The sequence below is a fragment of the Rhodobacteraceae bacterium D3-12 genome, assembly GCA_025916135.1.
Classification (GTDB): Bacteria; Pseudomonadota; Alphaproteobacteria; order Rhodobacterales; family Rhodobacteraceae; genus JAKGBX01.
Genome location: CP104793.1, coordinates 2,716,846 through 2,735,010, shown reverse-complemented (window position 1 = coordinate 2,735,010; position 18,165 = coordinate 2,716,846). Strand labels below are relative to the sequence as shown.

General features: G+C 58.6%; 22 protein-coding genes, 2 tRNA genes and 1 pseudogene. 13 read left to right on the top strand and 12 right to left on the bottom strand.

Annotated features, from left to right (window positions below; all coding sequences use genetic code 11):
- Window positions 1-234: 234 nt before the first annotated feature.
- On the bottom strand, window positions 235-1,515 hold the full coding sequence (locus tag N4R57_13485) for an O-acetylhomoserine aminocarboxypropyltransferase/cysteine synthase (protein UYV36046.1): 1,281 nt from the start codon (window positions 1,513-1,515) through the stop codon (window positions 235-237).
- 146 nt (window positions 1,516-1,661) lie between these two features.
- Complete coding sequence (locus N4R57_13480; GenBank protein UYV36045.1) at window positions 1,662-2,666, bottom strand: hypothetical protein; 1,005 nt, start codon at window positions 2,664-2,666, stop codon at window positions 1,662-1,664.
- A gap of 110 nt (window positions 2,667-2,776) precedes the next feature.
- Between N4R57_13480 and N4R57_13475 the strand changes: the two genes are divergently transcribed.
- Window positions 2,777-3,511 carry a hypothetical protein gene (locus N4R57_13475; GenBank protein UYV36044.1) on the top strand — a complete coding sequence of 245 codons (735 nt, stop codon included), beginning with the start codon at window positions 2,777-2,779 and terminating at the stop codon, window positions 3,509-3,511.
- An 18-nt stretch (window positions 3,512-3,529) separates the two neighbouring features.
- Here the strand turns inward: N4R57_13475 and N4R57_13470 are convergent, their stop codons facing one another.
- Window positions 3,530-3,934 (bottom strand): hemerythrin domain-containing protein, encoded by a 405-nt coding sequence (locus N4R57_13470; protein UYV36043.1) that lies wholly within the window; start codon window positions 3,932-3,934, stop codon window positions 3,530-3,532.
- A gap of 62 nt (window positions 3,935-3,996) precedes the next feature.
- Entirely contained in the window at window positions 3,997-4,173 is a 177-nt protein-coding gene (locus N4R57_13465) for a hypothetical protein (protein ID UYV36042.1), read from the bottom strand.
- Window positions 4,174-4,359: 186 nt separating this feature from the next.
- Between N4R57_13465 and N4R57_13460 the strand changes: the two genes are divergently transcribed.
- The 4 genes from N4R57_13460 to N4R57_13445 are packed head-to-tail and all read left to right on the top strand — an operon-like array spanning window position 4,360 to window position 6,944.
- Complete coding sequence (locus N4R57_13460) at window positions 4,360-4,521, top strand: hypothetical protein (GenBank protein UYV36041.1); 162 nt, start codon at window positions 4,360-4,362, stop codon at window positions 4,519-4,521.
- A 14-nt stretch (window positions 4,522-4,535) separates the two neighbouring features.
- Entirely contained in the window at window positions 4,536-5,207 is a 672-nt protein-coding gene (locus N4R57_13455) for a 3-methyl-2-oxobutanoate hydroxymethyltransferase (GenBank protein UYV36040.1), read from the top strand.
- 14 nt (window positions 5,208-5,221) lie between these two features.
- Entirely contained in the window at window positions 5,222-5,914 is a 693-nt protein-coding gene (locus N4R57_13450; protein ID UYV39581.1) for a class I SAM-dependent methyltransferase, read from the top strand.
- A gap of 19 nt (window positions 5,915-5,933) precedes the next feature.
- Window positions 5,934-6,944, top strand: coding sequence for a helix-turn-helix domain-containing protein (locus tag N4R57_13445; GenBank protein UYV36039.1), 1,011 nt, complete (start codon window positions 5,934-5,936; stop codon window positions 6,942-6,944).
- Window positions 6,945-6,957: 13 nt separating this feature from the next.
- On the opposite strand, the gene N4R57_13440 is transcribed toward N4R57_13445, so the two are convergent.
- Both N4R57_13440 and N4R57_13435 read right to left on the bottom strand, forming a co-directional pair.
- Complete coding sequence (locus N4R57_13440; protein ID UYV36038.1) at window positions 6,958-7,428, bottom strand: MerR family transcriptional regulator; 471 nt, start codon at window positions 7,426-7,428, stop codon at window positions 6,958-6,960.
- A gap of 790 nt (window positions 7,429-8,218) precedes the next feature.
- Window positions 8,219-8,302: transfer RNA gene (locus tag N4R57_13435), tRNA-Tyr, on the bottom strand.
- Window positions 8,303-8,419: 117 nt separating this feature from the next.
- On the opposite strand from N4R57_13435, the gene rlmB reads away from it, so the two are divergent.
- The 3 genes from rlmB (at window position 8,420) to N4R57_13420 (ending at window position 10,452) form a co-directional block, all read left to right on the top strand.
- A complete protein-coding gene (gene rlmB / locus N4R57_13430; GenBank protein ID UYV36037.1) occupies window positions 8,420-9,199 on the top strand; it encodes a 23S rRNA (guanosine(2251)-2'-O)-methyltransferase RlmB in 780 nt (259 codons plus the stop codon).
- Window positions 9,200-9,324: 125 nt separating this feature from the next.
- Entirely contained in the window at window positions 9,325-9,783 is a 459-nt protein-coding gene (locus tag N4R57_13425) for a YHS domain protein (protein UYV36036.1), read from the top strand.
- A 195-nt stretch (window positions 9,784-9,978) separates the two neighbouring features.
- Window positions 9,979-10,452, top strand: a complete 474-nt coding sequence (locus N4R57_13420; protein ID UYV36035.1) for a CoA-binding protein — start codon at window positions 9,979-9,981, stop codon at window positions 10,450-10,452.
- Between the two features lie 76 nt (window positions 10,453-10,528).
- On the opposite strand, the gene N4R57_13415 is transcribed toward N4R57_13420, so the two are convergent.
- A complete protein-coding gene (locus N4R57_13415) occupies window positions 10,529-10,840 on the bottom strand; it encodes a phosphoribosyl-ATP diphosphatase (GenBank protein ID UYV36034.1) in 312 nt (103 codons plus the stop codon).
- On the bottom strand, window positions 10,837-11,598 hold the full coding sequence (gene hisF, locus N4R57_13410) for an imidazole glycerol phosphate synthase subunit HisF (GenBank protein UYV36033.1): 762 nt from the start codon (window positions 11,596-11,598) through the stop codon (window positions 10,837-10,839). Before hisF ends, N4R57_13415 begins: the two co-directional genes overlap by 4 nt.
- A 224-nt stretch (window positions 11,599-11,822) precedes the next feature.
- On the opposite strand from hisF, the pseudogene N4R57_13405 reads away from it, so the two are divergent.
- Window positions 11,823-12,292 (top strand): annotated as a pseudogene (locus N4R57_13405) (DUF302 domain-containing protein).
- Here N4R57_13405 and hisA read toward each other — a convergent pair.
- A complete protein-coding gene (gene hisA / locus N4R57_13400; GenBank protein ID UYV36032.1) occupies window positions 12,289-13,008 on the bottom strand; it encodes a 1-(5-phosphoribosyl)-5-[(5-phosphoribosylamino)methylideneamino]imidazole-4-carboxamide isomerase in 720 nt (239 codons plus the stop codon). The pseudogene N4R57_13405 and the gene hisA sit on opposite strands and share 4 nt — an antisense overlap.
- A gap of 138 nt (window positions 13,009-13,146) precedes the next feature.
- Between hisA and N4R57_13395 the strand changes: the two genes are divergently transcribed.
- Together N4R57_13395 and N4R57_13390 are read left to right on the top strand one after the other, a co-directional pair.
- On the top strand, window positions 13,147-13,533 hold the full coding sequence (locus N4R57_13395) for a DUF2147 domain-containing protein (GenBank protein ID UYV36031.1): 387 nt from the start codon (window positions 13,147-13,149) through the stop codon (window positions 13,531-13,533).
- A 131-nt stretch (window positions 13,534-13,664) separates the two neighbouring features.
- Entirely contained in the window at window positions 13,665-14,072 is a 408-nt protein-coding gene (locus N4R57_13390) for a DUF2147 domain-containing protein (GenBank protein UYV36030.1), read from the top strand.
- Window positions 14,073-14,083: 11 nt separating this feature from the next.
- On the opposite strand, the gene hisH is transcribed toward N4R57_13390, so the two are convergent.
- Together hisH and hisB are read right to left on the bottom strand one after the other, a co-directional pair.
- A complete protein-coding gene (gene hisH, locus N4R57_13385; protein UYV36029.1) occupies window positions 14,084-14,722 on the bottom strand; it encodes an imidazole glycerol phosphate synthase subunit HisH in 639 nt (212 codons plus the stop codon).
- 75 nt (window positions 14,723-14,797) lie between these two features.
- Window positions 14,798-15,385, bottom strand: coding sequence for an imidazoleglycerol-phosphate dehydratase HisB (gene hisB / locus N4R57_13380; GenBank protein ID UYV36028.1), 588 nt, complete (start codon window positions 15,383-15,385; stop codon window positions 14,798-14,800).
- A 170-nt stretch (window positions 15,386-15,555) separates the two neighbouring features.
- On the opposite strand from hisB, the gene N4R57_13375 reads away from it, so the two are divergent.
- Window positions 15,556-17,490: a hypothetical protein gene (locus tag N4R57_13375; protein ID UYV36027.1), complete on the top strand. Its 1,935-nt coding sequence runs from the start codon at window positions 15,556-15,558 to the stop codon at window positions 17,488-17,490.
- A gap of 165 nt (window positions 17,491-17,655) precedes the next feature.
- Window positions 17,656-17,895: an Lrp/AsnC family transcriptional regulator gene (locus N4R57_13370; protein UYV36026.1), complete on the top strand. Its 240-nt coding sequence runs from the start codon at window positions 17,656-17,658 to the stop codon at window positions 17,893-17,895.
- A 178-nt stretch (window positions 17,896-18,073) separates the two neighbouring features.
- On the opposite strand, the gene N4R57_13365 is transcribed toward N4R57_13370, so the two are convergent.
- Window positions 18,074-18,148: transfer RNA gene (locus N4R57_13365), tRNA-Gly, on the bottom strand.
- Window positions 18,149-18,165 lie beyond the last annotated feature (17 nt).

Genomic DNA, 18,165 nt, shown 5'->3' with positions numbered 1-18,165 from the left:
TTTCAAACGTGATGGGAGTTCATCCCACCGATAGTTAATTTTACCGCAGCAAACCGCCGGCGCAAAGGGGTTTCCCGAAATGGGCCAAAAGAAGCGGGCCAAAGAAGCGAGCCTGATAGGGTGATAGGGGGGAGAGCGTGGTCAGGTCAATAAAAAGCCCGACACCTGTGGGGTGCCGGGCGATGTGGAGCGTTTTTTCGCTCATCCGTATTGGATGGCTGAGGCGCTTGCTGTTCAGGCGCCTGCTTTGCTGAGGCCTTGGTCCAGATCGGCGATCAGGTCTTCGGCGTTTTCGATACCGATCGAGATACGCACCACGCTGGCGCCTGCACCGGCGGCTTCCTGTTGTTCGGCAGAAAGCTGGCGGTGGGTGGTCGAGGCGGAGTGGATGATCAGCGAGCGCGTGTCGCCAAGGTTGGCCACATGGGAGAACAGCTCGAGGCTGTCGACCAGCTTGACGCAGGCGTCATAGCCGCCCTTGAGCTTGACCGTGAAGAGCGCGCCGGCGCCTTTGGGGCAAACCGTTTCGATCCGCGAGTAATAGGGCGAGGAGGGCAGGCCGGCATAGGTGACCGCTTCGATCCGGTCATCGTTTTCGAGCCATTCCGCCACTTTGCGCGCGTTTTCGACGTGGCGCTCCATCCGCAGGCTGAGCGTTTCGATGCCCATGAGCGTGTAATGCGCCGCTTGCGGGTTCATCGTCATGCCAAGGTCGCGCAGGCCGATGGCAATGCCGTGGAAGGTAAAGGCGAGCGGGCCGAAGGTTTCGTGGAACTTGAGGCCGTGATAGGCGGGCTCAGGCTCGGACAGCGATGGGAATTTGCCCGATGCGGTCCAGTCGAAATTGCCGGAATCAACGATGCAGCCGCCGGTGACCGTGCCATTGCCGGTGAGGTATTTGGTGGTGGAATGCACCACCAGCGTCGCGCCGAGGGCAATCGGGTTGCAGAGATAAGGCGTCGCCGAGGTGTTATCCACGATCAGCGGGATCTGCGCGGCGTCGGAAATCGCGGCGATGGCCGGGATGTCGGTGATATAGCCGCCCGGATTGGCGATGGATTCGCAGAACACCGCGCGGGTGTTCTCGTCGATTGCGGCTTTGACAGCTTCGGTATCGTCGAAGTCGACGAATTTCGCGGACCAGCCGAAGCGTTTGATTGTCTGGCTGAACTGCGTGACCGTGCCGCCATAGAGGCGGGTCGAGGCAACAACATTGCAGCCCGGCTGCATCAGCGGGAACAGAGCCATGATTTGCGCCGCGTGGCCGGAGGAGCAGCAGACCGCGCCCTGACCGCCTTCGAGCGTGGCGATACGTTCTTGAAGCACGGCCACGGTGGGGTTGGTCAGGCGGGAATAGATGAAGCCGACTTCTTGCAGGTTAAAGAGTGCCGCGGCGTGATCGGCGTCGCGGAACACGTAGCCTGTGGTCTGATAGATCGGTGTCTGGCGTGCGCCGGTTGCCGGATCGGGGCGTGCGCCCGCGTGGATTTGCAGTGTATCGAAGCCGTATGCCATGTGATTGGCCCTCCCGTTTGAATGCGTTGCGCGAGTCGTAGGCGAATTGCGCTGCGCTCACAACTCCCTGAGTGCGGGAAGGGAATCTGTTTCACAGGGCGGTTCAGGATTGGGAGAATGTTCCGCGCCAAACGGGGCTGATCCGGTCAGCGCATCCAGAAGCCTGCCTTCTTGATCCGGTTGCGGATCGCCTGTTCCCGGCGGGGGAGGTCGTTTTGGTCGAACATGGCGCGGACTTTCTGACCCCGGCTTTGATAGACCATCCGCTTGATCGGCTCGTATTGCTTGAGCACTTTCTTGAGCTTGTTGGGGGCGGCGACGGTTTCAAGGGCGGTGACTACGTGATCGCCTTCGCGCGCGTAAAGCAGCGGGAAGAGCCGATAGTGACAGGAGATCGCGCCGTCGAGCATCCCATCGGGCAGGGTGTCACGCCCGCCGCCCAAGGCGTGGATCACGAGGGGGAGGGCGACCTGATCCAGCCATGGATCAAGCTCTTGGCAGACCAGTTCTTCGGGCGCGTCATCGCGGATGGCGAGGGCGTATTCGAGGAAACGGTCGCCAAATAGCTTTGGGCATTTGTAAAAGAAGAACCCGGCGTTGAAATAGAGGTAGCGCCGCCAAAATTCATCGGGTTGAGAAAGGTCGAGCGAGCTTGTGAAATCGAGGCCGAATTTGTCGTAGAGCGATTTCCATGTGGCGGAATAGCCGGGGCCGTAAAGCTCTTGTTTGGGCCACGTGCCTTCGCGCCGCAGGGAGGCCGACGGGCGCGCAAAGTCAAACGGAACCGAGGTGAGATCGCCGGTGATTAACGTATCACTGTCAAAGAACACAAAGGGTTCGCCCTCGGGGAGGGCGCTGAGGGCTTCGATCTTGTTGCCATAAGGGTAGCTTTCGCCGAAGTGGGCGCTTTCAAACGGTAAAATCTCGGCATCGAGGGCGTCGAGGGCTTCGATCACATCGCCGTTGCCGATGCGCGGATCGCGCGACCATTTCGGGCCGGGCTGGGGCTCGGCGATGAAGAGGCGGCCTTTGAAACCGGGGCTATAGTGGCGCAGAGAGGCTGCGAAAAGCAGCGCCTCGTATTGCAGTCGTCCATTTTGCCCGACAACCACGATGTTGAAGGATTGGCTTTTATCTGCCTTTGCGGCCATTATCATACCTGCCCCTGTCTGCTCATGCGGTACTATAGAGGGGTCGCGCCCGGCAACAAAGGGCCGTTTACAGATTTTGAGACAAAGAAGATGGCCGAAAGGAATTTGCAATGCTGGACAATTTTTTCATCATGATCGCTATGGGAATTGGCGCGGCGGGTGGCGCCGGGCCGAGTGACAAGGCGCCGCCGGTGTCGAGTGGTGGCGTGGTGGTCGCCGAGCCCCCCAAGGCGGGCGACGATGGTGCTGTGGTGACACAACCTCCGGCGGTGACGGGCGCTGTGGTTCAGCCGCCTGCGAGCGGGGATGATGTTGGCGGCGATGGGGGCGGCGACGATGGCGGTGATGATGGTGGCGGGTTCTTTGCCGGAACGGACGAAACCGCGAAGCCCGCGCCCCAAGCCACGACGCCAGCACCGCAGGTCGCAACGCCAGATCCCGCACCAAGCGCACAAGTCGCGGGCGGCTATGTCGCCGAGCCACAGGTGCCGACCGGCAAGTTCACCACTGCGGTTGAGATCAAACCCATCATGGGGGCGACCAAGGGCAATTGGGTGGCCGTGCGTGAATATGACGGCAATGATCTGATCTATTTCACGCATCTTTTGTCTTGGCGCTGTGGTCTGGTCGGGGTGAAATATTCGATCAATGGCGCGCCGATGAAAGACTGGCCTTTGCCGCCGTGCCAGATCGACACCAATGCACCCAATGCCATTCAGGCGGATGCCAAGATTTACGAAGTGCACCAATTGCAGAGCATCGGCGCGGTGACGGTCGAGATCATCTATGATGACCTGACGCGCGACACTGCCAGCTTTGAGCGCAAGCAAATCCTTATGCCGTAAGGCGGTCGGGTTCATATTTCAGCATTGCCGCCCTGCGGCGATGCTGTCTTTGAGCTGCACGTCGATGCGGGCGATGTGGCTGTCGAGCCAATGGTCGATCTGGTCGAGCAGAGCATAAGCGCGTGCGCGGTCAAACCCGTCAGCGGTATAGGCGTGCTGTTCGGTTTCGATCAGCCGCCGGAAAGAGCCGTGTTCTTTGCGATTCCTGTCGGCGATGGGGCAGCGGTGGGCCATCATGCAGCTGTCTTCAAAGCTGAAATGGACTTCGGCGTATTCGTTCAGGAATTCTAGAAAAAGATCATAGGTTTTGTCGCCATTGGCGTGGTCGAGCACCTCGCGGAACTCTTCGGAGAAGGCAAAAAGCGATTTATGCTGTTTGTCGACGAGCGCGTCGCCTGTTGCGTAGGCTTCTTTCCATTTCATGTCTGCGGAACCATCCAATGCGTTTTTTCAATACGCAGCGTAGGGCGCGGCGGCGCCTTTCTTCAAGGGTTCGTGTTTGAAAGTTCGGTTTTGGGTCGTGCAACGGGCAGAAGGCCCTGCAAGGCGCAGAGCGCGCAAAGCGGTTTACTGTTTGGCTGCTGTGATCCGCCAGTCAGCTCCATGTGGGTTTTGGGGTGAAATTCCATCTTAAGAAAGCCGAACTTGGCGGCTGCTTTCATGAGAAAATCCTGAGGGTATTGAGTTTGAACAGCAATTGCATCCCCTGCAGAAAATTTAACATTTAAATCAGATAGTCAGCCCAATAATTGAGCGTTAGCCGAAAGTTTTTGTTGATTATCTAACATTCATGTGAGGTAATGAATGTGCGACGGGAGGTCGCGGTCAATTAATTCTGGGAGGAAGACATGGCTAAACGTAGGAAAACGCGCCTGAAGCATCTGGCCGAAAAGGTTCAAAAGGGAGAGCGTATCATCGGCATGGAATGCCACGACACGCCAAGTGCGATCATGGCAGAGAACCTAGGGATGGATCTTTTGTGCTGTGGCAGCCCGGGCCGATGGGCCTGATGGGGCACAAATCTATGGCTACCGTAGATTTTGAAGAACAGCTTTACATGCTTGAAGGCGTTCTGCGGGGGGCAACGTCACCTTTCATTATTTGTAACATGCCAAACACGACCGCCAGCATCTCGATCGAAGAATCCGTTCGTAACGCGGCTAAGGTTGTGAAGTTGGGCGCAGACGGGGTTCACATTGAACCCTCAATGGGCACGGTCGAACATATTCGTGCGATTGTGGCCGCGGGTATTCCCGTTGTCGGGCACTTTGGCGTGCAGGGCGAGCGGGCTGTGATGAACTCTGGCCACGCACCTGCCGGGCGAACGGCAGAAGATGCCAAGGCCATTCTGGAGCTTGTGCATGCCTCGATTGATGCAGGCATCTTTGCGGCGTTGTTTGAGCATACGTCGGTCGAGTTGACAAAATACTGTTACGAAAATCTGCCCGTCGCGGTTGCCAGCCTTGGATCGGGTCCATACGCGCACGGTATTTTCCACGTCTCCAGCGACATCATCGGTTGTTCGGTCTTTCCGATTCCGCCAAAGCGCGAAGTGTTTGGGGATGTGTGGGGCGAAATGGAGAAAGCCTACGCAGCCTATTACAATGCTGCCAGTGGTGGGCAATTCCCGAACCCCGACCTTTCGCACACCATGCATGATGGCGAGCTCGCCAAGTTCTTGGAATCTGTCGGCTGACAGTCATGAGGCCGATGGTAAATCTTGGGCCAGCCGATCTTATCGGTTGGCTCACCTCTCAATGCGATGCGCAAGTTCATTGCGTGGAGTGCGGTGCGGGTGCGGCAGAGATCTCCGCCTTTCTCGCACCGCGGTTCCATAGTGTTACGGCGACTGACATTGCGCCTCCACGCGGGGCTATGCGTGCCGCAAAAAAGGCGGGCTACGCTTATTTAACTGCCTCGGCCGAGACCCTTCCGTTTGAAGATCATTCGGTGGACTTGGTGATTTCTATGCAGGCGCTTCACCATTTCGATGTCGAGGGCCATTTGAACGAAGCCAGTCGCATCTTGCGCCAAGGCGGTGTGTTTGTTGCCCTTGCATGGGGTGAGTTACAATTGCCAGACGCGGTGGCAGAGACATACGCCCCAGTCTTTCGGGCATTGGAAAAATATTGGGAGCCCGAACGAGATTGGGTCGTGAGTGGATACAGCGATCTGGATTTCAATGGGCGGCCCATAGTTTTACCCGCGGCGAGAATGCAGAAAAAGATGAGTTACGATGATCTTGATCGGCATATCGGTGAGTTGAGTGCAACGAGGTCGGCGAGAGAGGCAGGCAGTCCGCTGCCACAAATTGACCGCTCGAAATACCAATTGGACGAGCCATTTGAGGTGAGTTGGCCATTGGTGGGACGTGCCTTTAAGTCACTTAGCTGCCCCCGATAATGTGAGGTTCGATGTCTTTATGATAGCCACCAATTCACAAGAGTATCGCGCGTTAGCTGGCGCCAATTTCCCGACACAGCTGAGCTTTGAAATTTATGTGCAAAACGGTTTTTCGGATTTTGAGGTGTCAGCAATTACGCATACGCTTCAGGTGATCAACAGCGTTGTCGAAGAACCTTTATGCCAGTGGAGCTTTGTCTCAAGCACTCCAGGTTTTGTAACAGGAGCGGGGGGACAGATCATTCGTGCAGCACCTGCTATCGCCGACCACAAATTGTCTGATCATATGATCGTGGTTGGTGGCAGCGGCCCGCTGCCACAGGAATGGATGCCCCGGACGCGCAGTATGGTCCGTGATGGCCGTGTCGTGGTGCTTTTGTCTTCTGCGGCCACCGCGTACATCAAAACGAACAAACCCGAAAATTCTACCGTCACGACCCATTGGAGCGATCACGCTATGCTCCGCGAGAGCGGGTGCCGGTGTGAGATTACCAATCGTTTGTCCGAGCGGAGCGGGAATATAATTACGTCAGCGGGGGCTGGCTCAACATCCGAGCTTGTCATTGAATTGCTGGCCGATGTTCTGAGCTCTTGGGAAATCACCGAGGTTGGCAATCGGCTTGTTCTGCCAGCCATACGGAACTCTCGTGCCGATCAACCGCATTCAGTCGCAAATGTCTATCCGCGTTTTGACAGCAAACTCAGTCAGGCCATCAAACTTATGGAACACGCCATAGAAGAGCCTTTGGCGATAAGCGACATAGCGGAAAGCATCGCCGTTTCGACCCGTCAGCTTGAGCGGATTTTCAAAGCAAACATGGGGGCGACGCCTGCAAAATTCTACAAAAACCTGCGCTTAAAGCGGGCCCGCACTCTTGTCGAGGAGACCCCGTTGGATGTTTTGGAGGTCGCACTGGCAACCGGGTTTTCTTCATCAAATTCGCTGTCCAAGGCATTTCGGGATGAATACGGGATGTCTCCCTTTCAGGTTCGCTCGCGCAAAACGATCCCTTTTGCCGTAGCAGAATAAGTGGTCTGGCGACTTAGTCCCGCCAGATGAGGTCTGCCAAAGAAGACTCTTTCGACACCTCATTCATCGGGCAGGTCGGACATCCTGTGCTCGAGGCCTTGTTTTCACAAGACAGGCACTCATCCACGGCCATAATGACCTCGGTGACTTCGCTTTCCAGTTCGATGGCCATACGTGCCATTTTCATCAGGTTTTCGGACAGTTTAGACAGTTGCTGACGCACGGCCTTGGCAGATTTCGCCCCCGTTTCATGATCGGCCCTTGCTGTTGCAATTGACGATATCTGGTCGAGGGAGATCCCAATGTCACGCATGCGTTGGACGAGTTTCGCAACTTCAACATCATGCTCGGAGTATGCGCGAGTGCCACCTTTTGTTCGGGTGGGGGTGATGATGCCCAGTTCTTCGTAATGCCGCAGCGACCGTTCGCTCAGATTACTGCTCCGCGCCAGATCTCCGATTTTGATCAGACCATTGTCTCGCATCTCAAGTCTCCGTTACGTCCATCGCCATCACCGCGCCATATGTAGCGACGCAAAAGGGCACACAGTATGTCAGACCCGCCTTTAGCAGGCTAAAGCTACTATCACCAAAAATTGCGTCATATTGGTTGATAAGATTTAGCGCAGTGCCAACGACGGCGGCAACCTTTAGTGAGCGCGGAATCACGCCATGTGTTGATATCAGACTTAAACGAGCGAACACCTGAAATCTATCCTCATTGTAAAGTAGTTCGGCTTGATCCTAGTATGGCAAGAGTTGGAAATTAACGCCATACACGAAGTTTGTCAGCCATACTGCGACACCTGCGGTTTGATGGTCCTATAGGTTCATGCCCAAATGCTACTTGGCTTTCTTACGGCTATGTAAGAAATTTCGAGGTTTTGTGAAAGCTGCTTCTTGGTGGGTTTTTGAAAGGAAGCAAGCCTGTGCCACGGGCAGGTATCAACCTATGAACCTGCTCACCAACTCAAGTGTCGCCTCGCGGAATGGCGCAGGAATTGATGGCCGATCAACTTTCTCATGATCAAAGCGATGCGTATCATTCTCACCGGGGAAAAACGGCTAAGCGATTGGAAAAACATCGCACAAGGTGTCCCTTGTCGCTTTGGCGCTAAAGACCTTCGAGTCAGTTCCTTGTCGAAAACGGTCATTGGCGATGCTTGACACCGTGGCGACGGACAGTAACGAAATCACGTCATTCGTATCGAATATGGCCAGTGTGAGGTGCGGTGTAGCAGCTCACGGCCATAAAAAGCAGTATGTTGAGTAAAGTGGTGGGCGACCCTGGAATCGAACCAGGCGTGCGTCTCCGCGAGGGAGTTACAGTCCCCTGCCACACCTTGCGGCCTGTCGCCCACTGTGTCGGGGTGATTACTGTGCGCACTCAGGGTCGTCAACAGGAAAATCCCGTGTTATGCGGCGGGCGCGGAAACGGCGGCCCGAGAAGACATGTGGGGCCCGATTGGAGCAGTGATGAAGAAGCCAACCTGGGTGATCGACAAGGAAAAAGCGCGGCGCAAGGAGGCGGCGGAGACTGTGTGGCTTTTTGGGCTGCATGCGGTGCGTGATGCGTTGATGAACCCGGAGCGGCAAAAACTGCGGCTGGTGGTGACCAAAAACGCCGCTGACAAGCTGAGTGATGCAATTGCGCAGGGGGGAATCGAGCCGGAGATGTCGGACCCGCGCAGATTTGCTGCACCGCTTGAGGCGCAATCGGTGCATCAGGGGGCCGCGCTTGAGGTTAAGCCGCTGAACTGGGGCAGCCTGCCGGAGCGCTGTGTTGGTGTTCCTGAGCGGGTGCCGCGGGTGTTGCTGCTGGATCGGGTGACGGATCCGCATAACGTGGGGGCGATTTTACGCTCGGCCGAGGTGTTTGGGGCCTGTGCGGTGATTGCGCCGCGCCATCATAGTGCGCCCGAGACCGGTGCATTGGCAAAAACGGCGAGCGGGGCGCTTGAACGGCAGCCTTATCTGCGGGTGCGCAACCTGTCCGATGCGATGGTCGAGTTGAAGGCGATGGGCTATCTCGTGCTGGGGCTGGACGGCGAAGCGGAGCAGAGTATTGAGGCGGCGATCGAGGGCGTGGCGGACCGACCTGTGGCGCTGGTTCTTGGGGCCGAGGGGCCGGGGCTGCGTCAGAAAACGCGCGAGACCTGCGATTCGCTGGTCAAGATCGACTATGCCGGGGCGTTTGGGTCGTTGAATGTGTCAAATGCTGCGGCGGTGGCGCTCTATGCGTCGTTACCAAGGTAGGGTGAGGCCGAGGTAGCGTGGCCGCGCGGTTCTGTGCACACGCGCCATCACATCACCGTTGAGGGGCTTTGCTTCGGGCAAACGACTGCGCAGTCTTGGGGGGCATTTAAACAGGAGCCTTCCTCATGCTGACCCGTCGTCATCTTCTTGTCACCGCTGCGACCCTGCCATTGGCAGCTCTTGGCAGCCATGTTGCGCGCGCCGCCACGGCACCGGTCTTTGCCAACAAGGGCATTGCGATCAACGGATATGATCCGGTCGCTTACTTCACCAAGCAAACCCATCTGGCGGGCAGCGATCAACATGCGTTGGACTGGAACGGTGCGTGGTGGTTGTTTTCGAGCGCCGAGACACGCGAGATGTTTGCCAACACGCCCAAGGCCTATGCGCCGCAGTATGGCGGCTATTGTGCGTTTGCGATGGCGCATGGCGCGATTGCCAAGACCGCGCCGGACGCGTGGACGGTGTATGAGGGCAAGCTTTACCTCAATTACTCGACTGTGGTGCGCGGCCAATGGAGCGAGGACATACCGGGCAATATCAAACGCGCTGACGCGCATTGGCCCGGCATTTTGGACAAATGAGCGGAAAAGCGCGCGTTAACCCGATCTTCACAATATTCTTACATCCTCTTCATAAGTTGAGTTGAGGCTCTACATGATACTCAGGAAGGCAGGCACGGAACTCCTGTCTTTCTCTTCACTGTCCCTCGTTCCGTGACTTGCGCCCGGCTTTGCTCCGGGCGCTTTTTTTTCCGTGAAGGGGGGTAAGGAGGGGGTATGAGCGAAGAATATTCAGACGCGCATTTGCGCGATATCCTGTCGGGCACCAAGACCATCGCGGTGGTGGGTGTGTCGACGAACGAAGTGCGCCCGAGTTTTTATGTAGCGCGGTATCTGGCGCTTAAGGGCTATCGGGTGATTCCGGTGAACCCGGTTCACGCGGGCAAAGAGTTGCTGGGCGAGACGGTGCGCGGCACCTTTGGCGAGATTGATGAGCCGGTGGATATGGTCGACATTTTCCGACGCTCCGAACATGTGCCGCCGGTCGTGGATGAGGCGCTGGAGGCGTTTCCCGACCTCAAGATCATCTGGATGCAGATTGGGGTCGAGCACGCGGGCGCGGCAGAGGTTGCGCGGGCGCGGGGCGTGGATGTGATTATGAACCGCTGTCCCAAAATTGAATATCAACGCCTGTTTGGCGAGCTGCGCATGGGCGGGTTCAACACCGGGGTGATTTCCTCGAAACTCTGAGGCGACAACCGGCGGGTGACGCTGTTTGCTTGTCGCAAAGGCGCCCCACCCGCCGTCCCGCAGGGGTGGCCGTGTTTCAGGAGGGGCGTGCGGCTTTTTCGGCGAGGCCGGATTGGTTCTGTCGGCGGGCGAGTTCTGTCATCACCTGAGCCAGCGACACGTCGCGTGATTTCAGCATGACCAGCAGGTGAAAGAGTACATCTGCCGCCTCGGACGTCAGGCGGACAGAATCGCCTTTGACCGCTTCGATGATCGCTTCGATGGATTCTTCGCCGAATTTCTCGGCCACTTTCTCTGGGCCTTTGGCGAGTAGTTTCGCGGTCCAGCTGTCCTCAGGGGAGGCGGTGGCGCGGGTGGCGATAATCTGTTCGAGCTCTTCCAGTGTCATGTCAGCCTCATCGGGATGCCGGCTTGGGCCATATAGGCTTTGGCCTCGCCAATTGTGTAGTCACCAAAGTGAAAGATCGAGGCGGCGAGGACGGCGGAGGCGCCGCCTTTGGTGACGCCATCAACGAGGTGGTCGAGTGTGCCGACGCCGCCGGAGGCGATCACGGGGATATCGACCGCGTCCGAAATGGCGCGGGTGAGCGGCAGGTTGAAGCCCGCGCGGGTGCCGTCACGATCCATCGAGGTGAGGAGGATTTCGCCGGCGCCTTTTGCGGTGACGGTTTTGGCGAATTCAACCGCGTCGATGCCAGTGGATTTGCGCCCGCCGTGGGTGAAAATCTCCCATTTGCCGGGGCTGACGGTTTTGGCGTCAATCGCAACGACAATGCATTGCGAGCCGAATTGATCGGCGGCGTCGGCCACGACATCTGGGTTGGCAACGGCGGCGGAGTTGAAGCTGACCTTGTCGGCGCCAGCCAGCAGCAGGTTGCGCACGTCGGTTGCGGTGCGCACGCCGCCGCCAACGGTGAGCGGGATATAGCATTGCTCTGCTGTTCGGGTGACAACATCCATCATCACGCCACGGTTTTCATGGGTGGCGTGAATGTCGAGAAAACAGAGTTCATCAGCGCCGGCGGCGTCATAGGCACGGGCGGATTCGACGGGGTCGCCCGCATCCACCAGATCAACGAAATTCACGCCCTTGACCACACGGCCATCGGCCACGTCGAGGCAAGGGATGATACGGGTTTTCAGCATGGTGCGGCCCTGATTGTGCAAGCTCGCGTCTCTATGGCAAGAAACGGGCGGCAGGGCAACGGGCGGCTTTGGTCTGTTGATGCTGATGGTGTTTGGCGGCTGCTGTTGGGCGGGGGCGGTTTTTACATGATGGCGGCTGCGACGCATGATCACGAGATTGTTTGTGGGGTTGGCGCGGTTGATGCGCGATGCTGTCAGGTGACAAGCAACTCAGGAGATTGGCGATGAAAAAGACGGTTTTGGCTTTGGCGGCGGCGATGACGATGGGAGCGGCTGTGCTGCCTCAAGCGGTGGCGGCGGATGACATCATGCGCGTGCAGTCGCAAGGCACAAGCGTGGCGGAGACGATGGATCGTCTGCAGGAGGCTGTCACCGGCGCGGGGGCGACAGTGTTTGCCCGCGTCGATCATGCGGGCGGCGCAAAGAGCGTGGGAATGGAGATTGCGGCGTCCGAGTTGCTGATCTTTGGCAACCCCAAGCTGGGCACGCCTGCGATGCAGGATAACCCGTTGGCGGGGCTTTACCTGCCGCTGAAGGTGTTGGTTTACGCCGATGCGGATGGCAAAGTCTGGCTTGCGTATGAGGCCCCGACGAGACGTTGGATGATCTCGACGGGATTGACGACGATGCGGGCTATATTGCCAAGATGCGCGGCGCCTTGGGCAAGCTGACGGCGAAGGCGGCGGGCGGTTAAGCCAGTATCGCCAGCGCCTCTTGCAGATTGATCGCGCCGTCATAGAGCGCACGGCCCGAGATGGCGCCGTTGAGCGTTGCGCCGCAGGATTTAAGCGCCTTGAGGTCGTCAAGAGATGATACGCCGCCAGAGGCGATCACCGGGATCGAGACAGCGTTGGCGAGCGCGGCTGTTGCCTCGATATTGGGGCCTTTCATCGCGCCGTCGCGCAGGATGTCGGTATAGATGATGGCCGCGACGCCCGCGTCTTCGAAGCTTTTGGCGAGGTCGGTGGCGTCTACGTCTGTTTCCTCGGCCCAGCCTTTGGTGGCGACTTTGCCGTGGCGGGCGTCGATGCCGACGGCAACCTTGCCGGGGAATTCACGCGCGGCGTCGCGCACGAGGGTGGGGTTTTCGACAGCGACAGTCCCAAGGATCACGCGGGCGAGGCCGCGGGTGATCCAGCGTTCGATGGTGGCCATATCGCGGATGCCGCCGCCCAGCTGGGCCGGCACATTGGTTTGGGCGAGGATGGCTTCGACGGGCGCGGCATTCACCGGCTCACCTGCGAAAGCGCCGTTGAGATCGACAAGGTGCAGCCATTCACAGCCGGCCTTCACAAACTCCAGCGCCTGTGCGGCGGGGTTTTCGTTGAACACAGTCTCGCGCTCCATTTCGCCATGCACAAGGCGCACGGCGCGGCCGTCTTTGAGGTCAATCGCGGGGTAGAGGATCATGCTTGTTTTCCCTTCAAAACACGGCTGGTGCCATTTGGCACGGGGGCGCGGGAAATGCAACTTGACCCTAAGACAGGCTTGATCGGAAGCCGAGAGAGGGGGCAGAGTGGAAGCTATTCTCAGGGAGGAGAGTTCACGATGAAAAAGATCATGATACTGGCAGCCGTTGGAATGATGAGCGCGGGCGCGGCGATGGCGGACCCGGCGGTCGGCATGTGGAAGACCGAGGTCGATGACGGCTCTTACGCGCATATCAAGATGAGCAAATGCGGGTCCAACGTCTGTGGCATTATCGCGAAGACATTCAATAACAGTGGCGAATACAACTCGCCCAACAAGGGCAAGCAGTTGGTCCGGAGCATGAAGCCCGAGGGCGGTGGCTATTACGCGGGCAAGGTGTGGCGCCCGTCCAACGACAAGATTTACACCGGCAAGATGCAGGTCAGTGGCAACAAGCTCAAGCTTAAGGGCTGTGTCGCGGGGGGCTTGCTGTGTTCGAGCCAGACATGGACGCGGCTCAAGTAAGCGCGCTATTCGGCAGGGACATGCCGGTTTGCGAGCCATGCAAAACCGGCAATAGCTGAACGACCGAAATCACGATAAAATCTGCCCGTCCGAACGAATGGTTCGGGCGGGCCATTTTTGTCGAGGATGCGATGGCGGATTTTATCACCAGATTGCGTGCGGTTACGGTGTCGGGGCTTTTCCTGACCGTGCTGGCATCGCCCGTGATGGCGGACAAGGCCGAAGGGCTGTGGCTGACCGGGCCGGACAAGAAGGGGCAGGTGGGTCACGTGAAGCTGGCGCCCTGTGGTGCGAGCCTGTGCGGCACGGTGATCAAGGCATTCGACAAGTCCGGTAAAGACGTTATCACCCAGAACGTCGGCAAGCGCGTGATCTGGGATGTGAAGCCGACAGGTGGCGGCGACTATAGCGGGCGTATGTTGGTGAGCCAGCTTAAGGCGACAGTGGATGGTGTGTTCCACGTTGCGGGCAACAAGATGACGGTCAAAGGCTGTGTCAAAAAGCTGTGCCAGTCGCAGGTCTGGACGCGGCTGAAGTAGTCAGGCCGTGGTTAAGGCGTCCAGCGCAGGAAATTGGCAATCAGCTGCAAGCCGGTTTGCTGACTTTTCTCGGGGTGGAATTGCATTCCCAACAGGTTGTCGCGCCCGACGATGGCGGTGATTTCACCGGCGTAATCGACATAGGCGAGGCGATGTGCCGGGTCGGCCACTTTGAAGTGATAGGAATGCACGAAATAGGCGTGTTGGCCGGTTTCGACCCCATCAAACACCGGGTGAGGATGCTCGATCACCAGATCGTTCCACCCCATATGCGGCACCTTGAGCGCGCCGTCAGCGGGCGTGATTTTGTCGACATCGCCTGCGATCCAGCCAAAGCCGGGCGTTTCGCTGTATTCCAAGCCGCGCGTGGCCATCATTTGCATGCCGATGCAAATGCCGAGAAAGGGTTTGCCGCCTGTGATGACCGCTTCTTCGATCGCCTCGAATACGCCGCGATGATCGAACAGGGCGGCACGGCAGGCCGGGAAGGCGCCATCGCCGGGCAAAACGATGCGGTCGGCCGAGCGGATCACGTCGGGGTCGGATGTGACGCGCACCTGGCCGGCATCGGTTTCGGCGGCCATACGTTGAAACGCTTTTTCCGCCGAATGCAGATTGCCGGATTCGTAGTCAACGATTGCGGTAATCATGGGTCTGGTCTCTTTCGTCGCCGTGAGGGAAGGGCAGGGGGAGAGGCTCCGGGGTAAGCCCGGAGCGGGAGCCGATCAGAGCGCGCCCTTGGTCGAAGGGATTGCATCGGCTTTGCGCGGGTCGGTTTCGACCGCATCACGCAGGGCGCGGGCGACGGCCTTGAACGCGGCTTCGGCGATGTGGTGCGAATTCAGCCCATGCAGTTGATCGACATGCAGGGTGATGCCGCCATGGGTGCTGAACGCCTGAAAGAACTCACGCACCAATTCGGTGTCGAATGTGCCAATTTTGGCGGTCGGCAAATCGAGCGTCCACACCAGATAGGGACGGGCGGACAGATCAAGCGCCGCACGCACCAGCGCGTCATCCATCGGCAAGAGGCAGCTGCCATAGCGGCGGATACCTTTCTTGTCGCCAAGCGCCTGTGAGAGCGCCTGACCAAGAGCGATGCCGACGTCTTCGACGGTGTGGTGGTCATCAATGTGCAGATCGCCGGAACAGCGGATTTTCATGTCGATCAGCGAGTGGCGCGCCAGTTGATCGAGCATGTGATCAAAGAAGCCGACGCCGGTTTCATTGTCATAGGCCCCTGTGCCGTCGAGGGTGATGTCGACGCTAATGTCTGTTTCCGCAGTTTTGCGGGTGATCGTGGCGCTGCGCATTTGGGTGTTCCGTGCGGTGGTGTGTGATGCCGGGCGTTATAGGGTGCACGCCCGCAGGTTAAAAGCGGTGCCGCAGCCTGTGCCATGATTTTCTGTGGTGGCGTGACATTTTGCATCGCTTCGATTCGGGTGTAGGGTTTTGCCATTACGCAAGAAAAGGGTGATTTGAGATGCCATTTTCCCTTCTCCGTTTCGGGGCGGCTGTGTGTTTGGTTGCCGGATTGACCGCATGCGCCACGGCCAAGGGGCCATTTCGGGTGACGCTTTTGAGCGAGCCTCTGTGCGCTGAGCCGCATAATTTGCAGGCGGGCAATCAAGAGATCGGCAACCCCGAAAAACGCCGCTGTGCGTTGCAAAAGCACCTGCTGCCGGGCGCGGTAGAGGCGCGCAAGGCGCGTGCGGAACTGGCGCAGGCGATTGCGACGGCGCGGGCTGAAGCACAGGCCGCGGCTGGGGCCGGGGCAGCGCCGGGCGAGCCGGTCGTGGTGACGGTGGGGGATTTGCCCTTGCCGGATGAGAACTGGGCCGCTCTGGCGGATGTGAATGCGCGGCCATTGCAGCGCAGCGACGAATATGACCTCGCGTTTGTTGAGCTGGCGGATGATGGCAGTCTTGATCTGCCGTGGCAGTTAAAGGCGGTAAAGGGGTATTTGGACCGCTTGGACAAGGCGGGGGTGCAGAATTACGTGGTCGCCTATGTTCATGGTTGGCGCCACAACGCCGAGCTGCGTGACGGAGATATTCGCAAGTTTCGCCGGATGCTGGCCTATTCGCGGGCGGCGTTAAACACGCGCTGTGTGGCGGATGGCACCTATTGCAACGCGGCAGTGACGGGGGTGTTCATCGGCTGGAACGGGCAGCGGGTGAAAGAGGGGCCGTCGGATATAAATCCGGACGCGGGCGCGCCAACCGGGTTGGAAAGTATCGCGCCGGGGCTGACCTTTTGGAACCGTTGGGATGTGTCATGCCGGTTGGGTGGCGGGCGGCGCAATTGCGCCGGTGCGGTGTCGAAGAATTTCAAATCGCCATTGCAGATGGTTCTAGGGGAGCTGCAGGGCGAATTGCGCTTGAGGCAAGGGGATGCGAGGGCGGATAAGTTCCTAATTTTCGGGCATTCCATGGGCGGCAATATGCTGTCTGAGGCGCTGCGCGGGCCGGCGGTTGCCAAGATCAACGCGCATGTGCCCGGACGCAAGATGACGCCGCTTGTGGGGGATCTGGTCGTGCTGTTGAACCCGGCAGCAGAAGCAACAGCATGGGCGGGTATTCAGCGGGCAGAACGGGCGAAGGCGGAGTTGAGCGGCAACAACCGGCTGACCTGTTGGGCGCGCGAGGGGGATGCGGCGCAAGCCTGTTCGCCGAGCGAACGGCAGGCGCTGGCCGAGTGGTATCGGTTGTACCCGCTGGATCAGCGCCCGATTTATGTCTCGCTCACATCGGCGGCGAATTGGGGGACGTTGAAGGCCAAGGACCGCGAAGTGAAACACGATACGGCGACGGGTCAGATTTTCCCATTCGCCAAAAAGGTCGAAGGGAAGCAGACGCGTGAGCGGATCGTGGCGATTGGGCATTACACCCCGGATTATGCCTCGCAGCTGGAATTGCGCGGCCCGGCAGAGGGCACGTCGCATGAGGTGGCTGTGCTGGAAGGGGCGGTGGGCAAACGGGCGCGGTATTTGTCACGCTATCGCAATGCAGCCAACCCGGAGGCGTCGTGGTGTCAGCCTGCGGATGGGTGGTTGCGCGAAACGCGCGAGACATGGACCCAAGGGGGGACGGTGGCGAATTGGGACACAAGTTACCTTGGCGACGGGTCGCGCAAAGTGAGTGAGCCCAACATCGGCGGACCGCTGAACAAGGCACGGATCCAATGGCGGCAGGGGATGAACCTGCAAGGCAACAACGGCGCGTTGAGCGTGTCACCGGGGACCAGCCCGTTCTGGAACGCGCGCGCGCTTGATACGGCGATCAAGGGGCACGCGGGCTGGGCGAACTATGCGACATGGTGCGCGTTGAACCAGATGGTTTTGGATGATGTGACCGGGCTGTCAAAGGCGCGCAAGATCACCACCGAGGTCGCAAGTGTCGCGTCGCGCGATGAGTGACGCCGGATTGGCGGGGGGCGGACTGAGCGTATCTGGCTTGAGCTTGTTTGGCCTGAACATATTTGGTTTGATCACGTCCAGCCTGCGCAGGTCTGGCTTGAACTCTGGCTTGAACATGGTGAGGCTTCGTGACAGCTTGGCCGCAAGGTAACCAAGAGGCGGGCCATGACCACCTGTGTTTTCATTCAACTGCGCTGCAAACCGGGAACGACCTATAAGGTGGCCGAGCAGATCGTGCTGCGAGAGCTGCATTCCGAGCTGTTTTCGACCAGCGGCGAATATGACCTGATCATGAAGCTTTATATCCCCGGAGATGAGGATGTGGGCAAGTTTATCAGTGACAGGTTGCTTGATATTCCGGGCATCGAACGCTCGCTGACCACTCTGACGTTCAACGCGTTTTAGGCGCGCGCTTGGCCGTTTGGCCAGCACGTCAGAGGTAACCAATACAGAAATAACCAATACGGGGAAAAGCCAAGCCCGAGCTGTCGCACAGACGGTTTGCGCCACCAAGCCGGACAGGCCGCGCGCGTGTCGCGGGCCCCCGGAGGGGTAAGATATTTCAATTTCCGGTAAGTCCCATTGGAGCGGGCGAGGCGATTCGAACGCCCGACCCTAACCTTGGCAAGGTTATGCTCTACCCCTGAGCTACGCCCGCATCCTTGGGTGAGGCGG

What these genes read in the sequence shown, in the direction of transcription:
- N4R57_13485 (UYV36046.1), bottom strand. Translation starts at nt 1,515, where the DNA reads ATGGCATACGGCTTCGATACACTGCAAATCCACGCGGGCGCACGCCCC.
- N4R57_13480 (UYV36045.1), bottom strand. Translation starts at nt 2,666, where the DNA reads ATGGCCGCAAAGGCAGATAAAAGCCAATCCTTCAACATCGTGGTTGTC.
- N4R57_13475 (UYV36044.1), top strand. Translation starts at nt 2,777, where the DNA reads ATGCTGGACAATTTTTTCATCATGATCGCTATGGGAATTGGCGCGGCG.
- N4R57_13470 (UYV36043.1), bottom strand. Translation starts at nt 3,934, where the DNA reads ATGAAATGGAAAGAAGCCTACGCAACAGGCGACGCGCTCGTCGACAAA.
- N4R57_13465 (UYV36042.1), bottom strand. Translation starts at nt 4,173, where the DNA reads ATGAAAGCAGCCGCCAAGTTCGGCTTTCTTAAGATGGAATTTCACCCC.
- N4R57_13460 (UYV36041.1), top strand. Translation starts at nt 4,360, where the DNA reads ATGGCTAAACGTAGGAAAACGCGCCTGAAGCATCTGGCCGAAAAGGTT.
- N4R57_13455 (UYV36040.1), top strand. Translation starts at nt 4,536, where the DNA reads ATGGCTACCGTAGATTTTGAAGAACAGCTTTACATGCTTGAAGGCGTT.
- N4R57_13450 (UYV39581.1), top strand. Translation starts at nt 5,222, where the DNA reads ATGGTAAATCTTGGGCCAGCCGATCTTATCGGTTGGCTCACCTCTCAA.
- N4R57_13445 (UYV36039.1), top strand. Translation starts at nt 5,934, where the DNA reads ATGATAGCCACCAATTCACAAGAGTATCGCGCGTTAGCTGGCGCCAAT.
- N4R57_13440 (UYV36038.1), bottom strand. Translation starts at nt 7,428, where the DNA reads ATGCGAGACAATGGTCTGATCAAAATCGGAGATCTGGCGCGGAGCAGT.
- rlmB (UYV36037.1), top strand. Translation starts at nt 8,420, where the DNA reads ATGAAGAAGCCAACCTGGGTGATCGACAAGGAAAAAGCGCGGCGCAAG.
- N4R57_13425 (UYV36036.1), top strand. Translation starts at nt 9,325, where the DNA reads ATGCTGACCCGTCGTCATCTTCTTGTCACCGCTGCGACCCTGCCATTG.
- N4R57_13420 (UYV36035.1), top strand. Translation starts at nt 9,979, where the DNA reads ATGAGCGAAGAATATTCAGACGCGCATTTGCGCGATATCCTGTCGGGC.
- N4R57_13415 (UYV36034.1), bottom strand. Translation starts at nt 10,840, where the DNA reads ATGACACTGGAAGAGCTCGAACAGATTATCGCCACCCGCGCCACCGCC.
- hisF (UYV36033.1), bottom strand. Translation starts at nt 11,598, where the DNA reads ATGCTGAAAACCCGTATCATCCCTTGCCTCGACGTGGCCGATGGCCGT.
- hisA (UYV36032.1), bottom strand. Translation starts at nt 13,008, where the DNA reads ATGATCCTCTACCCCGCGATTGACCTCAAAGACGGCCGCGCCGTGCGC.
- N4R57_13395 (UYV36031.1), top strand. Translation starts at nt 13,147, where the DNA reads ATGAAAAAGATCATGATACTGGCAGCCGTTGGAATGATGAGCGCGGGC.
- N4R57_13390 (UYV36030.1), top strand. Translation starts at nt 13,665, where the DNA reads ATGGCGGATTTTATCACCAGATTGCGTGCGGTTACGGTGTCGGGGCTT.
- hisH (UYV36029.1), bottom strand. Translation starts at nt 14,722, where the DNA reads ATGATTACCGCAATCGTTGACTACGAATCCGGCAATCTGCATTCGGCG.
- hisB (UYV36028.1), bottom strand. Translation starts at nt 15,385, where the DNA reads ATGCGCAGCGCCACGATCACCCGCAAAACTGCGGAAACAGACATTAGC.
- N4R57_13375 (UYV36027.1), top strand. Translation starts at nt 15,556, where the DNA reads ATGCCATTTTCCCTTCTCCGTTTCGGGGCGGCTGTGTGTTTGGTTGCC.
- N4R57_13370 (UYV36026.1), top strand. Translation starts at nt 17,656, where the DNA reads ATGACCACCTGTGTTTTCATTCAACTGCGCTGCAAACCGGGAACGACC.